The sequence below is a fragment of the Burkholderia gladioli genome (genome assembly GCF_000959725.1).
GTDB lineage: Bacteria > Pseudomonadota > Gammaproteobacteria > Burkholderiales > Burkholderiaceae > Burkholderia > Burkholderia gladioli.
This window is the reverse complement of record NZ_CP009323.1, coordinates 4,577,722-4,592,365: the sequence shown is the minus strand read 5'-3', so window position 1 is coordinate 4,592,365 and position 14,644 is coordinate 4,577,722. Positions and strand designations below refer to the sequence as shown.

13 protein-coding genes and 3 pseudogenes are annotated in these 14,644 nt (G+C 57.1%); 13 read left to right on the top strand and 3 right to left on the bottom strand.

The annotated features are described in order from the left end of the window. The first annotated feature begins 127 nt into the window (after positions 1–127). Positions 128–589 (top strand): MarR family winged helix-turn-helix transcriptional regulator, encoded by a 462-nt coding sequence (locus tag BM43_RS37055; RefSeq protein WP_036050502.1) that lies wholly within the window; start codon positions 128–130, stop codon positions 587–589. Between the two features lie 67 nt (positions 590–656). Here BM43_RS37055 and BM43_RS37050 read toward each other — a convergent pair whose 3' ends face one another. Next, a complete protein-coding gene (locus BM43_RS37050) occupies positions 657–1,616 on the bottom strand; it encodes a SphA family protein (protein WP_036050505.1) in 960 nt (319 codons plus the stop codon). Positions 1,617–2,110: 494 nt separating this feature from the next. Between BM43_RS37050 and BM43_RS42800 the strand changes: the two are divergent. From BM43_RS42800 to BM43_RS37040, 6 genes and pseudogenes are all read left to right on the top strand, one after another. Continuing rightward, a pseudogene (locus BM43_RS42800) lies at positions 2,111–2,314 on the top strand (2Fe-2S iron-sulfur cluster-binding protein); the annotation flags it as partial. Between the two features lie 36 nt (positions 2,315–2,350). Beyond that, a pseudogene (locus BM43_RS39830) lies at positions 2,351–2,752 on the top strand (hypothetical protein); the annotation flags it as partial. Positions 2,753–2,841: 89 nt separating this feature from the next. Continuing rightward, positions 2,842–3,195: a BON domain-containing protein gene (locus BM43_RS39825; RefSeq protein ID WP_080742200.1), complete on the top strand. Its 354-nt coding sequence runs from the start codon at positions 2,842–2,844 to the stop codon at positions 3,193–3,195. A gap of 394 nt (positions 3,196–3,589) precedes the next feature. Beyond that, positions 3,590–4,627: a CDP-6-deoxy-delta-3,4-glucoseen reductase gene (locus tag BM43_RS39820; protein ID WP_080742199.1), complete on the top strand. Its 1,038-nt coding sequence runs from the start codon at positions 3,590–3,592 to the stop codon at positions 4,625–4,627. 52 nt (positions 4,628–4,679) lie between these two features. Beyond that, on the top strand, positions 4,680–5,150 hold the full coding sequence (locus BM43_RS37045) for a VOC family protein (protein ID WP_227742944.1): 471 nt from the start codon (positions 4,680–4,682) through the stop codon (positions 5,148–5,150). 18 nt (positions 5,151–5,168) lie between these two features. Continuing rightward, the gene (locus tag BM43_RS37040; protein WP_036050508.1) at positions 5,169–6,149 is read left to right on the top strand and encodes a fumarylacetoacetate hydrolase family protein; all 981 of its coding nucleotides are present in this window, start codon (positions 5,169–5,171) and stop codon (positions 6,147–6,149) included. A gap of 58 nt (positions 6,150–6,207) precedes the next feature. Here the strand turns inward: BM43_RS37040 and BM43_RS39815 are convergent, their stop codons facing one another. Continuing rightward, the gene (locus BM43_RS39815) at positions 6,208–6,876 is read right to left on the bottom strand and encodes a TetR/AcrR family transcriptional regulator (RefSeq protein WP_059443143.1); all 669 of its coding nucleotides are present in this window, start codon (positions 6,874–6,876) and stop codon (positions 6,208–6,210) included. Positions 6,877–7,131: 255 nt separating this feature from the next. Here BM43_RS39815 and BM43_RS37030 point away from each other — a divergent pair, with 255 nt between their 5' ends. Then, positions 7,132–8,772: a CocE/NonD family hydrolase gene (locus tag BM43_RS37030; protein WP_036050511.1), complete on the top strand. Its 1,641-nt coding sequence runs from the start codon at positions 7,132–7,134 to the stop codon at positions 8,770–8,772. Positions 8,773–8,790: 18 nt separating this feature from the next. Here the strand turns inward: BM43_RS37030 and BM43_RS41155 are convergent. Continuing rightward, positions 8,791–8,976 (bottom strand): annotated as a pseudogene (locus tag BM43_RS41155) (IS5/IS1182 family transposase); the annotation flags it as partial. Positions 8,977–9,185: 209 nt separating this feature from the next. Between BM43_RS41155 and BM43_RS37025 the strand changes: the two are divergent. From BM43_RS37025 to BM43_RS37005, 5 genes are all read left to right on the top strand, one after another. Further along, on the top strand, positions 9,186–10,388 hold the full coding sequence (locus tag BM43_RS37025) for an ABC transporter substrate-binding protein (protein ID WP_036050514.1): 1,203 nt from the start codon (positions 9,186–9,188) through the stop codon (positions 10,386–10,388). A gap of 306 nt (positions 10,389–10,694) precedes the next feature. Further along, positions 10,695–11,891, top strand: coding sequence for an ABC transporter substrate-binding protein (locus BM43_RS37020; protein WP_042286079.1), 1,197 nt, complete (start codon positions 10,695–10,697; stop codon positions 11,889–11,891). 22 nt (positions 11,892–11,913) lie between these two features. Next, positions 11,914–12,786: a branched-chain amino acid ABC transporter permease gene (locus BM43_RS37015; protein ID WP_036050517.1), complete on the top strand. Its 873-nt coding sequence runs from the start codon at positions 11,914–11,916 to the stop codon at positions 12,784–12,786. Positions 12,787–12,847: 61 nt separating this feature from the next. After that, entirely contained in the window at positions 12,848–13,876 is a 1,029-nt protein-coding gene (locus BM43_RS37010; protein ID WP_063769162.1) for a branched-chain amino acid ABC transporter permease, read from the top strand. Beyond that, on the top strand, positions 13,866–14,642 hold the full coding sequence (locus tag BM43_RS37005; protein WP_036050520.1) for an ABC transporter ATP-binding protein: 777 nt from the start codon (positions 13,866–13,868) through the stop codon (positions 14,640–14,642). The genes BM43_RS37010 and BM43_RS37005 overlap by 11 nt, the downstream gene beginning before the upstream one ends. Positions 14,643–14,644 lie beyond the last annotated feature (2 nt).

Sequence of the window (14,644 nt, the reverse complement as noted above, 5' to 3'; positions counted from 1 at the left end):
GTCGGTATTCGGTAATACAGCAGCCTTAAGACAATATACTTGCAAAAGCAATAGTTGCCAATGAAAATTAACCACGTGGAACAGTTGCTTTGATAGAATTTGGCCATGACCGCACAGGACCCAATCCGTGTACAAGCTCACCGACTCCGTTCCCTATCTTCTCAACCGCGTCGGGGTACGTATGGGCGAACTGTTTTCGCGCCGTATTGCCTCCTACGGGGTCACGTTGCCGATGTACCGGGTGATGGCTTCGCTGAAGGAGACCCCGGACCAACGGCTGAACGACCTGTCTGAGATGACAACCATCGAGCTGTCGACGCTCTCGAGGCTCATTGGCACGATGGAAAAAATGCGTCTGGTTTCCCGTAGCCGACTCGAGAACAACGCCCGGACGGTTGCAATTGCGCTGACCAAGGAGGGTGCTCGACTCGTGGCCGAACTGATGCCCATTGCCCAGCACTTCGAAGAGGTGGCGGTGAACTCGCTTTCGCCTGCAACGGTGAAGGTCTTCAAGAAAACCCTTATCGATGTCTATGCCCGGCTGGATAGCATTGAGGAAGAGCTGCATCTTCAGGTCAACGAGAAGTGACGTTGCGTCATGCCTTCGGACGTTGCGTCATGCCTTCGGGCTGAGAAGGCGCAGTTGCGGCAATCGATCAAAACTTGTAGGCCATCTGTATCCAGAAGCGGTTGCCACGTGTACGGTTTTCGACAAGCATTTCGTGCTGCCATTTGGCGGCGAATGCCAACGATCTCGTCGGCTGGTATTTGATGAACGGACCTGCCGACAGCACGCGGCCTTTATTCCCGTCTCCTGCCCTCACACCATTTTGTGTGTCATCGGTGGTTTGCTGGTAGAAGTATCCGTTGACTCCAAACTGGATTTTTGGTGTTGCCTGGTAACCTATGCCGTAGTCAATGATCAGTTCGTTGCCGGAATGGTAATTCGTCTCGTTGTTCGGACCATTGAACAGATACAAGGCCTTGGCGCTCACCTCGATGCTTGGAGTCGGCGTCAACGTGAAGAAGTATTCGGGAGCAGCCGAATAATAGTGCCTTCCCGCGTTCGCGACTCGATGCACGTCATAATCCCCAGTCGGAAAAAACAGCTCAACGCCAACCATCTGATGTAGCCAGGAACTGTGCCATCCGAGCGCAAGCGGAATGATCGCAGCATCAGACAATCCTGTGTCCGAGGACTGCTGATGGACGATGCCCTTCGGTGTCTTGACGTCGAAACTCAAGTGCAAGTCCACAAAAGGTACCCCCACACGAGTCATCAGATTGGCACCAAGAAAACTGATGCCATTCCAGACATGGTCGTAGCGCACAGCGAACGCGTTCACATGAGCGTTGAAATCGCTGATATTGGTCTTGTCGTTCCCATTGCTGTCGAGCGTGTGGTTCGCGTCATACCGGGCCCCGTACAGATAGACGTAGTCACCGGGTGGAGGCATGATGCCTGCAAGGACCGTGTTGCCCCCCACTGGATAGATCGAGCCACCTCCCTCCGTGGCGAACGCGGTCACGGGCGTACCCATTGCCAGCATGACTGCGGACGGTGCGAGCAGTAGGCGCGAAAGCGAGCTGGCGGTGCTCCGATGTGTCGTTTGCAAGTTACCTGTCTCCTTTGTTACCGCGGGCTTTTATTAATTTAAATAGTTGTACTTATTGATATGTGGCGCTGTGGCAGGTTGGACGACCACGCTCTGATTCTTGATCTTTAAGTTGCATGGGAAACACTTGCATGCGCAATTGAATTGCATCATGGCTTCATTTGAGTTGCAAGCGCAATGTTGGCGGAGGCAGGTAAGAAAAACCCTGGGTGAAGGTCGGATACATTGATGCGGGGCGGGTGGCCCCGATGCCCTGTGCGGAGCAGCGCATGAAGCTGCTTCCCAATCCCCCGACTTGCCAGGCAGGTTCAGTGTTAACGCCTACGGCGACAGGATTAACTTCCATTTACAATAATTGCATAACCAAGTTAAGTCTCCGTTTAGCTCCGATCGCTCGTTGCTCTTGCAGCAGATCGGGCACAGGTCGGGACTGCGCGTCGAGTTCCAGGGGCCCAACATGTCGTACCAGGTAGTGGTCTAAGCCAAGTGGTCACTCAGTGGAGGTTCAAGACAGCACGACGATCCTCGCTGCAGGGCTTTCGGCTGGCGGGTTTCTGCCGCACAGCCGTCGCACTGGCGTGTGCAACATCTGTAGGACTAGGGTCGCCGAAGAGATCGTCGATCATGGGAAGGTGTTGAAGACGTACGTCAACGATGAGACAAGGGGAAGGGTCCCTGCCGGTCAACGCAACGATTGAGGCAGAGCATGCGCGTGAAGCTGGAAAGGGTTCGCGGTCGTGGCGAGCGAGGTTCGCAAGCTCGCCGACCGGTCGGCAGAGGCAAGTCGCGGAAAAGGGGTCATCGCGAACGCTCTCAGTGAGTCGGCGTCCAGAGCAACGCAGGGAATTGAGGATGTCATCGAACATGCAGAGGCAGGCAGGGAACGTGCCGGTGAGGTGATTTCTTCAATGGGGGAAATTTTCGACATGGCCGAAGTTCCCGCGGAAGCAATGTCGGGCGTGCGCGACGGGATCAGCAGCCTTGAGTTCTCACGAGGGGACTGGCCGGGCATGCTGGCGGTTTGGCGTGATTGCGTCGTCGTTGCGCGACAACACCGCACTTACTCGATAAAGTTGGCGCCGAGGAAATCTGCCATTTTAGTTCGGGAGCGCATTGGAATCGGTCGCGCAGGATGACTATCGGTACTTTTGTGCTGTGCAAAGACCATTGCTGTTTGTTTGCACGAAGCGCGTGACTCACCAGGAGGAGTTTTAAAGTGGCGACCATGTCCGATCCTTTAGCAGTGGCAGTCGTAGTGTGCATCACCATCGCGGGATGCTCCGTGTCGTATGCGCAACAACCGACGTCCACAACCAGTGCTCACGCGGCATCCGCGGGTGTCAAGACGGATCGGAAAGCTGACCGCGCCCTGGCAGTATTGGTGAGAACGCAGCTTGGAAAATTCTTGGGCTTTGACGTTTCAGCGATAGCGGTCCGTGTGAAGAGCGGCGCTGTGACACTTAGTGGATCGGTGCTGACCGAAGACGAGAAAAACGAGGCTGAGACGGTCGCCCGGGGTGTAGGGGGTGTCTCGTCAGTTACCAACAATTTGCGTGTTTTGCATCGGAAGGGGAGTTGAGGTCAGTACCGATCCGCGTACATCCACTTTCCCGTCCGAGCAAGATGCGGGCGACGATGCAAGCGTTCCGCGGAACCTATTTCCTTTCAAGGTCCGGCTGACAGCCCGCCATGATCGAACCCTAAAAAATCATATTTTGCGCGTAAAAAAATGTACTATGATCGCAAATATAACGATCACCGACCGGTACTCGGGGACTGTCTCCGCTGTTATAGGGCAGTCGATTCTCGGATAAAGAGATCGTGATCGCTTTAGTGGCGGAGGCGATAACGCGATGGTCTTCTGCGTGAGCGACTCCTGGCAGCTTGTATTGGCTACAAACTGCATCAGCAGAGTGGACCAAGAGTCAGGAAGGCGCTTGGTCTCACTCTGGATCGGTAACGGAGACGAAAAAGTGAATTATCAAGTACTGCTAAGCCCTAGTGGGAATCGCTGCGTGGCTAAAAGCGGCGAGACCGTACTAAGCGCAGCCACGAACGCGGGACTTTTCTTGCCATATAGCTGCCGTTCTGGAGTGTGCAGAACCTGCAAAGGGCGGGTGATCAAAGGTCAAGTTGACCATGGACATTCTTTAGGAAAGGCGCTCTCCTCCGAAGAGCGACAGCAAGGTTATGCGCTGCTTTGCTCGGCGAAACCTGTCACCGACGTGACAATCGAGATAGCGGAGCTAAGCGGTCTTGATACCGTCAAAGCTTCAACTTATCCTTGCCGCGTCGCAGAAATTACGAGGCCCGCAGATGATGTTGCCGTTCTGAAGTTGCGCCTTCCATTGAACGAAACATTTTTTTTTCGGGCGGGTCAGTACATTGATATCCTGTTGAAGGACGGTGTGCGCCGCAGCTACTCCATTGCGGTGCCACCCGATCCGGTGTCATTGACACACATCGAGTTGCACATTCGACGTCATCCGGGCGGACTCTTCACAGAGCACGTTTTTTCCGCACTAGCGCAGCGCGACATGCTCCGCTTTGAAGGGCCGTTTGGTTCGTTCTTTCTGCGAGAGACAGCGGCGAAGCCTGTTGTTCTGCTCGCAGGTGGTACGGGCTTTGCCCCGATTAAAGCCATTGTCGAGTACGCGCTGCAACGAGATAGCTTGCGTCAATTTCACATCTACTGGGGCGGCCGCCAACGGCGCGATCTTTATCTAGCCGATCTGCCTCAAAAATGGGCCGCTGAACGCTCCAATGTTCGCTTCGAACCGGTCCTGTCAGGTCCGGAGATCGATGCCGACTGGACGGGACGCACAGGATGGGTTCATCGAGCCGTGGTTGAGGACTTTCCTGATCTTTCTGGCTACGAAGTGTATGCGTGCGGCGCACCGGCAATGGTCAACGCCGCGCGTGAAGAATTGACGGGTCAATGCAGTCTTCCGCAGGAAGCTTTCTATGCGGATGCGTTTATTACTCAAGCCGAAACCGCGAAGTGCGGCTGACTCGACCTTGACCGACCACAGCCGTTTCACTACAAAATGGAGTGCTCCCCTGATGCTTGAAATTCCCACCGAGGCCGTAGCACCGGTTACGAACAACCGAGCAATCAATCAGCCGTATCTGCTCGGGCACGGTACGCTCGAGTGCCGTGACATCGCGGAAACGCGGTGCTTCTACGAGGAGTTCCTCGGACTCGAAACTGTTCGGCACGCAGCGCCTGCGTTCGCCTTCAGACTAGGGTTGAAATTCCATGTGTTCTGCGTCGAAGTTGGCGACAAGATTCACGACGTGTCGTTCCTGACGCACTGGGGACTCGATGTGCGCAGTCGCGAAGAAGTCGAGGCGGCATATCGGGCGGCACATGAGCACAAAGATCGCTACAAGATTCGGCAGATCACGGAAGTAACGCTGCAGCATGGTGTGTATTCGTTTTACCTGCAGGATCTCGATTACAACTGGTGGGAATTCCAGTACTACGAGGGTTTCCAGGACGACGATATTTTTGACTTTGGCGACCGCTTTTAAGTACGGGGATCTTGCACAATGAACGACCGCTATCAGTTGCTAAGTTTCAACGATGCAGGGTGTCAGCGGGCCGGCCTACTGATCGGTGAGCGTGTTTTCCCTTGGAGTCAACGTCTCGGTGAGGCTCTGCAAATCGAGATGCAAGAGCGAACTGTCACTGAACTCGTCACCGGCTGGGCGGAATACGGGCCGCAATTGCGGGAGGTTGCCACTCGCATCAATATGGCGCCAGGGTCAATTGCGGGTTACTCGCTCGATGAACTGGAACTGCTTGCCCCATTGCTGCCCGGAACCATTTATGGTGCCGGAGCTAACTACCATGATCACGTGGCGGAGATGGACCGCGCGCTGGGCATGCCGTCGTCTCCGGATCCCCGCACGGTGTCAGGCACGCCTTGGCATTTCATCAAGGCTCCGTCACGCTCGGTTGTCGTCGGTCCCGGCGAGCCAGTGACCTTGCCGCCATACAGCGGCAGTGTTGATTGGGAAGCGGAGCTTGCGGTGGTGATCGGAAGAGCGGCGCGTAACGTCAGCGTCGATGATGCATTGTCATATGTCGCCGGCTACACGGTTGCCAATGATCTTTCGGTACGTGATGCCTTTGTGCGCGAGTATGTGGGAACCCATTCGCCGTTTCACTTCGACTGGATCGCGCAGAAGTGCTGGGAGGGAAGCTGCCCCCTTGGTCCATGGATCACGCCGGCAGACGATATTTCAGACGTGCAGTCGCTAGGCATCCGGCTTTGGCTCAACGGTGAATTGCGCCAGGACTCTAGTACTGCCCAGATGATCTTTGGCATTGCTGAACAGATCGCCTTTCTGAGTAGCCGGGTAGGCTTGTATCCGGGCGACGTAATCCTCTCTGGTACGCCCGCAGGGGTTGGAATGCCGCACAAACATTTCATCAAGCCTGGCGACAGGATCGAGGTCTGGATCGAGCATATTGGGTCGCTCACGACCACGTTCTCCGCGTTCGGCAGTGCGATGACGGAGCAGTGAATGAAGTACGGAGATGGCTTTACGAACAGATAGTGCAGCGTGGCGCGCGCCGCGAGTCTCACGGCGTACAAGCGGTTCCGGCGTCGGACTCCGGCATCGCGTGACCAATTCCGGTGACCAGCAGACGGAGCAGCTGCCGCAGTTCTACCATGCCGGAGGCGATGCTCCGGTCTTTCTCACCGATCCAGAGTCGTACTTCGGCGGAATAAATATCGAAAATTGCGCGCGCGATGCGGGAATCCGACGTCGTTGTATTGATTTCACCATGTTGGCGCGCAGCAGTGACGACTTCGGTAAGACGTAGCATCAGTGCTTCGCGCACCTGATAGAACTTGCGCGCCTGTGCGCCTTCAGCATAGAAGTGCAGCTCCCGAAGCGTGAGGCGTGCGAGTTCAGGTTGTGCATCAAAGAATGTGTAGAAGATCTGCCAGATATACATAAGTTGATCGAGTAGTGGTACGTCGGCCGGCGCGTTTTCAAACGCGTGGCGATTCATTTCCCGTAGATCATCAGTGACAACGAGAAATAAAAGGTCGCGCTTACTCGATGCGTACCGGAACAAGGTGCCGAAGCCCACATCGGCACGCGCCGCGATTTGCCGAAGTGTGGTGTCGTCAAAGCCATCTGTAACGAACAATTCATGCGCCGCCTCACGAATCCGCCGCAGTTTGTCTGCCTTGTTCTGCTCGCGTCGACTGGGCGAACTATTCGTCTCGGAGGCCGGCATCGTAGATGACTTCTCTTGTGGGTCTGCGTTGCGATTCATGGGCCTTAAGCAACAGGGTGACAGTTGAGAGATTTTAGCAGTCAGTTCGGTTTTGCCAGGAGTGGACAATTACTGGGCCTTGCAGCTGTCTGTGGAAGCCAGGCGCATCCAGTCTGAACTGGCAGCGACGCATGTCACACGGAAACGTTCGAATCCTCGAACAAGAGAGATCAACGTCACCTTCTTCAAGTGAAGAAACATAGAAAGGAAAGTAAAATGCTGACATCCGAGAGTACAATCCTGTCCGTGACGATGAGCGATGGCATTAGTGTCGCCGTGCGCGTGTACGGCCCGCTCGATAAGGCAAGGCCTGTGCTGTTCGCGGCCTCTCCTTACCGCTTCGACAATGACGATATCCCAGAGACAACGACGTTCCTATGGCGAGAAACCGGGCCGATCGATTGGTATGTGGAGCAAGGCTACACGTATGTTCACCTCGATGTAAGGGGGACAGGGCGATCGGGAGGTGAGTACGAGTTCTTCAGTTCGCGGGAACGCCGCGATCTCTTCGAGACTATCGAATGGATCGCCGTGCAGGACTGGTGCACAGGGAAAATCGGTGGAATCGGCCACTCCTACTATGCAATTAGTCAGTGGTGTATGGCTTCGGAGCGCCCTCCCAGTCTGGCATGTATCGCACCCTATGATGGCGGGTTGGATCTCTATCGCCAGTGGGCCTATCACGGCGGCCTTTTCTGCCATTTTACAGCTGAGTGGTGGCACGGCAATGTGCGCCCGATCAATCTGCACCCGCTGATGAGGGACGCTCCGAAACGTGACATCTCTCTGGATCTTCCGCGTCTACTTTCACTGCACCCGACTATCGACGCTTTCTGGGAGGATCGCGCATTCGCGCACAAGCTGGATGGGTGCCAAATACCGGTGCTTTCGTTCGGCGCCTGGGCCAAACGCGATCTGCATTTACCCGGCAATATTGAAGGGTTCAACAGGTTCGCAGGTCCTCGACATTTGCTGATCAGCGGAACGCCAAGCATGCCGGCTATTCAAGGTGACTTCGAGTCGATTTCGTTTCATCAGAAGCACTTGCTCCCCTTTTACGACAAATATCTGAAAGGATTGGACACGGGTTTCGAAAGGAGGCCGTCCGTCACATTCGAAATGCGCGAAGCGGGACAGACCGTCCTGTCGACCGCGTGGCCCCCAAAATCGCAGGATCTGGCGTTCTGGCTGTCAGGAACCAAGGCTGACGCTTGCGTGTCATTGAACGATGGTGCCTTGTTATCCGAGCCTCGTGATTGCGTCGCGTCGACGAGCTATAGCTATCCGGATCCCAGATGGGCATTTGGAAACGTCGAACTCACCTCGCGTGGTCCAGATCCGACGTCGCGCAATCTCACCTTTACATCCGCGATGCTGGAAGAGGACCTGGATGTTGTTGGATATCCGAAACTGCGACTATTCCTCAGCACCAACCGCTCTGATGCCGATGTTATCGTGAAGTTGGTGGAGTTGCGCCACCAGGCCGATGCATCCGTATCTTCTATCCAATCGATCGTGGTGGCAAAAGGTTGGCTGCGAGGCTCACATAGAGCTATTCGAGACCGTCGCTTCGGCATCAGTCATTGCCACGCTGCGTTGGATTTGCTGGCGCCCGGCGAGATCTATGAACTTGAATTCACCCTGACGCCCGTAGGACATAAGTTCAAGGCAGGCTCTCGTATTCGGTTGGATGTGAGTTGCGCCGATTCGCCCATTACCGATTCCATTTTTGTACACGAGTTCACGCCCGATAAGGTCGGCGAGGACACGATTTACCATAGTTTGAAGCATGGCTCGGTTCTCCATCTTCCTGTGATGGACGCCAGCGCGGTCGTATTCGAGCCGTGGCCAGGCTAACCGTAAGAGCCCAGTTTGAAAAGGCTGCACCGTACGCCTGACGATGTTCCAGCAGACGGCGGCGCAGCCGAATTGCAAGAACGCTTCGAGAATGTCAGCTAGACGATCGAAGCGTATCCGAAGACGACGGAAGTTGCGGAGCCAGGAGCGAGTCCGTGTCCGTTCAATGAACCAACGAAATTTACCCAAGTAGGGGTTACCGTGACACTTTTTTTGCCGGGAGGACCGAGCGGCTCCCTGGATCCACAGACACCTGCAAGCGGCAACTTGCCATCGCCACGATGACAGACACAACGAGCTTTCAGGAGTGGCGCATTACAGAACGTAATGCCAGAATCGGCATTTCTATGTATGATTTTTTTGGCGTCGGTAACGTGGAAGGAGGCGAACCCATTGAATCTTAGGAGGAGAAAATGGCTCGACGACTTCGCAGACCGGGACCACGCGCCGCTCTTGCATTGACGGTCTGCGCAATGACTGCTGCGCCAGGCGCATTTTCGCAGGAAAGCAAAAGTGGAGGCGAGACGTTAAAGATCGGGATCATCAGTCCTCAAAGCGGTGCCAATTCCCGGTACGGCGCATTCGCGTGGAAGGGCGCGCAACTGGCCGCCGAGGAAATCAACGCGGCCGGCGGCGTGCTGGGTCGCAGGATCATCCTTGTGAACGGCGACAGCCAGTGCTCGTCGGCCGAAGGCGTATCGGCCACACAGCGATTAATCCGCTTCGACCACGTGTCGATGATCATCGGCGACGTGTGCAGTTCCGTCACGCTCGCCATGCAGCCGGTCGTCGAAGCGGCGCACGTGATCCTGATGAACGCCGCGTCGTCGAATCCTGAGATCACCTATCGGGCCGGTGTCGGTGGATTCAAATGGACGTTCCGCAACTATCCGACCGACGAGTTGCGCGCCGCTATCGCACTGCAATACGCGGTGCAGGTCAAGCACCACCAGAAGTTCGCGGTCCTGTCGGTCGACTCCGACTACGGGCGTGGCGCCATTGCGTTCACGAAGAAATATCTATCGCGCTACACGGCGCAAATCCTGAGCGAAGACTACTACAAGGAAACCGAAACCGATTTCCGGCCGGTGCTCACGAAGATCAAATATTCTGGCGCACAGGCGATCATCGTGTACGGCCAGGCCGATACCACGCCGATCGTCGCGCGGCAGATGAACGAGATGATGCTTGCTGGTAAGGTCGGTCTGGTCGGCAATGGCGAGTTCGCGAGTCCGGTGACGATCGCCGCGGGGCCCAAGGTGATGGAAGGCGCGGTCGAAGTCGCCGCGTGGTTGCCGGAGTGGCAGAACCCGCGGAGCCGTAAATTCGTCCGCGATTACGAGCATGCGTATGACGGCGAGGTGCCGAGCGTGCAGGCCTACTCGCCGTGGGAGTCTCTCCACATGCTCGCGCAAGCAGTCCAGCAGGCGGGGAGAGTGGACAACCACAGCATTCGTGTCGCGCTTAAAAATATGAGATACAACGGCGTCATGGGCGAGGTGACGTTCGACGATCATCAACAGGCGGTCCTGCCGATGGTGCTTGTCGAAGACGAAGGCGGAAAGCCGGTGATCAAAGGCGCGATGTACTCGAAGGTCGACTACCTCCGGCGCTGATTCATCTGTTGTTTACAACATCGCACACGAGATGCGGCCATTGTTCCCGGCCGCATTGCCGAGCGCCCCAGGTCCCTGCTTCCCTGCTTCCCCGCTTTCTGCTTCTCCCTCTGCGTGATTTTGGGCTGTATTTCGTTTTTGCTCCTGCCGGCGGTTCTTTCGACCGCAGCGGTGCACTGTGCCTGTTGCCGCGCACGCTGCCCCCATCACGAACCGTTATGGCGGAAGCTGCATTCCATATTAGTCGGCCCTTATTGGTGTTGTACCTTGTTTCCCGTGCCCACTCTTCATCTACGGAGAAACTCTATGGGAAGGAAACTGCTGGCGAGTCGACTGCGGAGCGTGGCGTCTATCGCGGTATTTGCCGTCACGAGCTTTGTCATCGCCGCAACAGCATCCGCGCAGGATGACGACGTGATCAAGATCGGCGTCGTAAGTCCGCAAAGCGGTGCCAACTCACGCTATGGCGCCTATGCGTTGAAGGGCGCGACCCTGGCCGTCAATCAGATCAACGCTGCGGGCGGTGTGCTGGGCAAGAAGCTGAAACTCGTTCCGGGCGACAGTCAGTGCGTGCCTGCGGAGGGCGTGTCGGCAACGCAGCGGCTGATTCGTTTCGACAACGTGTCGATCATCATCGGCGACGTGTGCAGTTCGGTGACGCTCGCGATGCAGCCGGTCGTCGAGCAGGCTGGCGTTCTGCTGCTGAACGCGGCATCCTCGAATCCGGAGATCACCTACAAGGCGGGCGTCGGCGGTTACAAGTGGACGTTCCGAAACTATCCCACCGACGAAGCTCGCGCAGCGGCCGCACTGGCCTATGCGACGAAGCGGGGCTATACGAAGTTCGCCGTGCTTTCGGTTGACACCGACTTCGGACGTGGTGCGATCAACTTCACGAGGAAGTATCTTCAGCAGGACCACGCGACAATCGTCAGCGAGGACTACTACAAGGAGGCGGAAACAGACTTCCGTCCGGTGCTCAGCAAGATCCGCTACTCCGGCGCGCAGGCGATCCTGATGTACGGTCTTGCGGATACGACGCCGATCGTCGCGCGCCAGATGCACGAGATGGGACTTGGCGGAAAAATCAAGCTCGTGGGCAATGCCGAATTTACGACGCCCGGCACGATCGCAGCGGCGCCTGACGTGCTGAATGGTGCGATCGAAACCGTGGCATGGCTGCCTTCGTGGTCCGATCCGCGCAGTCTCAAGTTCGTTGCCGACTACAGGAAGGCCTACGATGGCGACACGCCCAACGTCCACGCCTATACGCACTGGGATACCGTGAACCTGCTGGCTCAGGCCATCAGGAATGCAAACAGTACCAAGCCGACCGATGTGCGCGCCGCGCTCGCAAAGATCCGGTACGACAGCGTAATGGGGCCGGTTACATTCGACGACCATCAGCAGGCGATCGTGCCGATCGTGCTGCTGGAGGTGGATGGCGGCAAGGCCGTGGACAAGGGCGTTTTGTCGTCGCGCGTCGACTATCAGGCCCGCTGATACCGTTCTGGAGCATTTGGCTATGGGCAATTTTCTGCTGGAGCAGATCGTCAACGGAGTCGTCGCGGGGTCTGTCTACGCGCTGATCGCCGCCGGCATGACGATGATCTTTGGAGTTCTGCGCGCGATCAATTTCGCGCATGGCGAGTACTACATGATCGGCACGTTCGCCGCGTGGTACGTGATCTCGAAGCTGGGTATCGACTACGGCGCGTCGATCGTCATTGCGGTTGCGGTCAGTGCGCTGATTGCCGCGTTGATCGGACGCCTTGTCATGCAGCGGCTGGTGAACGCTCCGTTTCAATCAGGTGTGCTTGCAACTTTAGGCATCTCGCTGGTCCTTCAGAACGCCGTCATTCTCGCATTCGGCGGCGGTTACAAGGTGTTTCCGGGCGGCTGGCTGGACCCGGTCGAACTCTTCGGCATCGGCATGGCGCAGCAGCGGGTGGTGCTGGTGGTGGCTTCGCTCGTAATGTTCGCGGGACTCGAATGGATGGTACGTCGCACGCGGATGGGCAAGTCGATCCGCGCGGTGTCGCAGAACCCCGAGTGCTGCCAGGTCATCGGTATCGATGTCGAGAAGGTCGTGCGGCAAACCTTCATTCTGGGTACCGCACTGGCGGCATTCTCCGGCGCACTTACAGGGCCGGTCAACGTCAGCGTGTATGGCGGCATGGGTGAGACGATCACATTGAAGACCTTCGCGGTGATCGTGATGGGCGGGATGGGCAACGTGCGCGGAACGCTCTTCGCTGGTTGGATGCTTGGCATTGCGGAGAGTCTGGTTGCCGGATCGATTGGCCTCGAGTACCGCGACAGCGTTGGGTTCATTGCGCTCCTTCTGATGCTGATGTTCCGGCCAATGGGGCTGTTCGCACCCAAAGCCCGGTTCTAAATGAAACGGCAATGTGTCGATTGAACCACTCCCGGCCCAGCCACTCTTTGGAAACTTAAACATGTCTACCACCCTCGAGACGATGGCCCCTGTGCCACGTCATCTGCCAGCCTTGCGCTGGGTTGGCGCGGTTACGGTGGTCGCCGCACTGGCGACCGCACCGCTCATGCTGGGCGGGTACTACCTGCACGCCCTGATCATCGCGATGATTTTCCTGCTGCCCGCGCACGGGCTGAATCTCATCCTCGGCTACACCGGCATGCTATCGCTCGCGCAGGGGGTGTTCTTCGGCATCGGCGCCTATGTGTCCGCGTTGCTGTCGCTGCATTTCAACACGCCGTTCGTGCTCAATTTCGTGGCGAGCGGCGTCGTAGCCGGGCTGATTGCGTTACCAATCGGCATTCCCGCGTTGCGGCTGCGAACTTATTCGTTCGTGATGTGCACGCTCGGCTTCGTCGTGATCGCAGAGACTGTTGCGAAGAACTGGATTAGCGTGACTCGCGGCGACATGGGGCTTGCGGGCGTGCCTTCGCCGTCGTTTCACGTCGGCGGATTCGACCTGGTTGTCAATTCGATTCCCGCCTACTACTACCTCGCGCTTGTGATTGCCATTGTCGCGACGCTCGCCTTCTATGCGCTCATCAAGTCCCCCGCCGGGAGTTGTATGGTGGCGATTCGTGACAACGAAACCCTGGCGGCATCTTTCGGCATACCGACCTGGACCTACAAGCTGGTCGTCTTCATGTTAAGCGCGCTGTTCGCCGGGTTGGGTGGAAGTCTCTATGCGCACTATATGACGGTGGTGAGCCCACTGGTTTTCCAGATGTATTACTCGACGACGATTCTCGTCATCGTGCTTGGCGGCGGAGTGGGGCGGGTGCCGGGTGCCGTCATCGGCAGCATTCTGTTCGTGGCGCTATCCGAAGCGCTACGGATCACGCCGGAACTGCGCATGATCATCTACGGGTTCGTGCTGCTCCTGCTGGTTTTCGTCGTACCACACGGCATTGCTCCGGTGCTGGACCGCGGTCTGGAGCGGCTCGCCCGGATCCGCTTCGACGTGCGCGGGGAGGTCCGTCATGACCGCTGATCGCGATGTGCTCCTGAGCGTCGAAGGCCTACGAAAGAAATACGGCGGCGTGCTCGCTTTACGCGGCGTCGACTTCAAGATACGGCGTGGCGAGGTCTGCGGTCTGATCGGACCGAACGGCTCCGGCAAGTCGACGCTGTTCGATTGCTGCACCGGTCTGCAGCGCAGCGACGGCGGCAAGGTTGTCATGAACGGCCACGACATTACGAAGTGGTCGATGAGTCGCATCGTTCGCGAAGGGCGTTTGCTGCGAAGTTTCCAGAAGACCGTCGTCTTCCCTAGCCTGAATGCGGAAGAGAACCTGGTACTCGCGGGGCAGATGGCGAGTTTCCCCGGGATACTCTCGACGTTTTCGCTTGGCCCCGCCGCCAGGCGGCGCTTGCGCCGCCTGCGGGAACGGGCTGCCGAACTTATCGAAATCTCGGGGCTGCAGCGGGTCGCGCGGTTGCCTGCCGGGAATCTCTCTGGCGGTCAGCAGAAGCTGATCCAGTTCGCGTCGATGCTGATGCCGGAACCCGAATTGATTCTGCTTGACGAGCCGCTTGCCGGCATCAATCCGGTGCTGATCGAAAAGGTGATCAACAGCATTCGCGAAGCGAACCGTCGTTTCGGTGTGAGCTTCGTTGTGATCGAGCACAACACCGACGTGCTGATGGATCTATCGCACAGGGTGATCGTACTGCATCAGGGGGGGAAGCTCGCCGATGGCGAACCCGAGGAAATTGTCCGGAATCCGCAGGTCATTGAGGCCTATCTGGGAGTGTGACG

What these genes read in the sequence shown, in the direction of transcription:
- BM43_RS37010 (WP_063769162.1), top strand. Translation starts at nt 12,848, where the DNA reads ATGTCTACCACCCTCGAGACGATGGCCCCTGTGCCACGTCATCTGCCA.
- BM43_RS37025 (WP_036050514.1), top strand. Translation starts at nt 9,186, where the DNA reads ATGGCTCGACGACTTCGCAGACCGGGACCACGCGCCGCTCTTGCATTG.
- BM43_RS37015 (WP_036050517.1), top strand. Translation starts at nt 11,914, where the DNA reads ATGGGCAATTTTCTGCTGGAGCAGATCGTCAACGGAGTCGTCGCGGGG.
- BM43_RS39815 (WP_059443143.1), bottom strand. Translation starts at nt 6,876, where the DNA reads ATGCCGGCCTCCGAGACGAATAGTTCGCCCAGTCGACGCGAGCAGAAC.
- BM43_RS37040 (WP_036050508.1), top strand. Translation starts at nt 5,169, where the DNA reads ATGAACGACCGCTATCAGTTGCTAAGTTTCAACGATGCAGGGTGTCAG.
- BM43_RS37030 (WP_036050511.1), top strand. Translation starts at nt 7,132, where the DNA reads ATGCTGACATCCGAGAGTACAATCCTGTCCGTGACGATGAGCGATGGC.
- BM43_RS37020 (WP_042286079.1), top strand. Translation starts at nt 10,695, where the DNA reads ATGGGAAGGAAACTGCTGGCGAGTCGACTGCGGAGCGTGGCGTCTATC.
- BM43_RS37005 (WP_036050520.1), top strand. Translation starts at nt 13,866, where the DNA reads ATGACCGCTGATCGCGATGTGCTCCTGAGCGTCGAAGGCCTACGAAAG.
- BM43_RS37045 (WP_227742944.1), top strand. Translation starts at nt 4,680, where the DNA reads ATGCTTGAAATTCCCACCGAGGCCGTAGCACCGGTTACGAACAACCGA.
- BM43_RS39825 (WP_080742200.1), top strand. Translation starts at nt 2,842, where the DNA reads ATGTCCGATCCTTTAGCAGTGGCAGTCGTAGTGTGCATCACCATCGCG.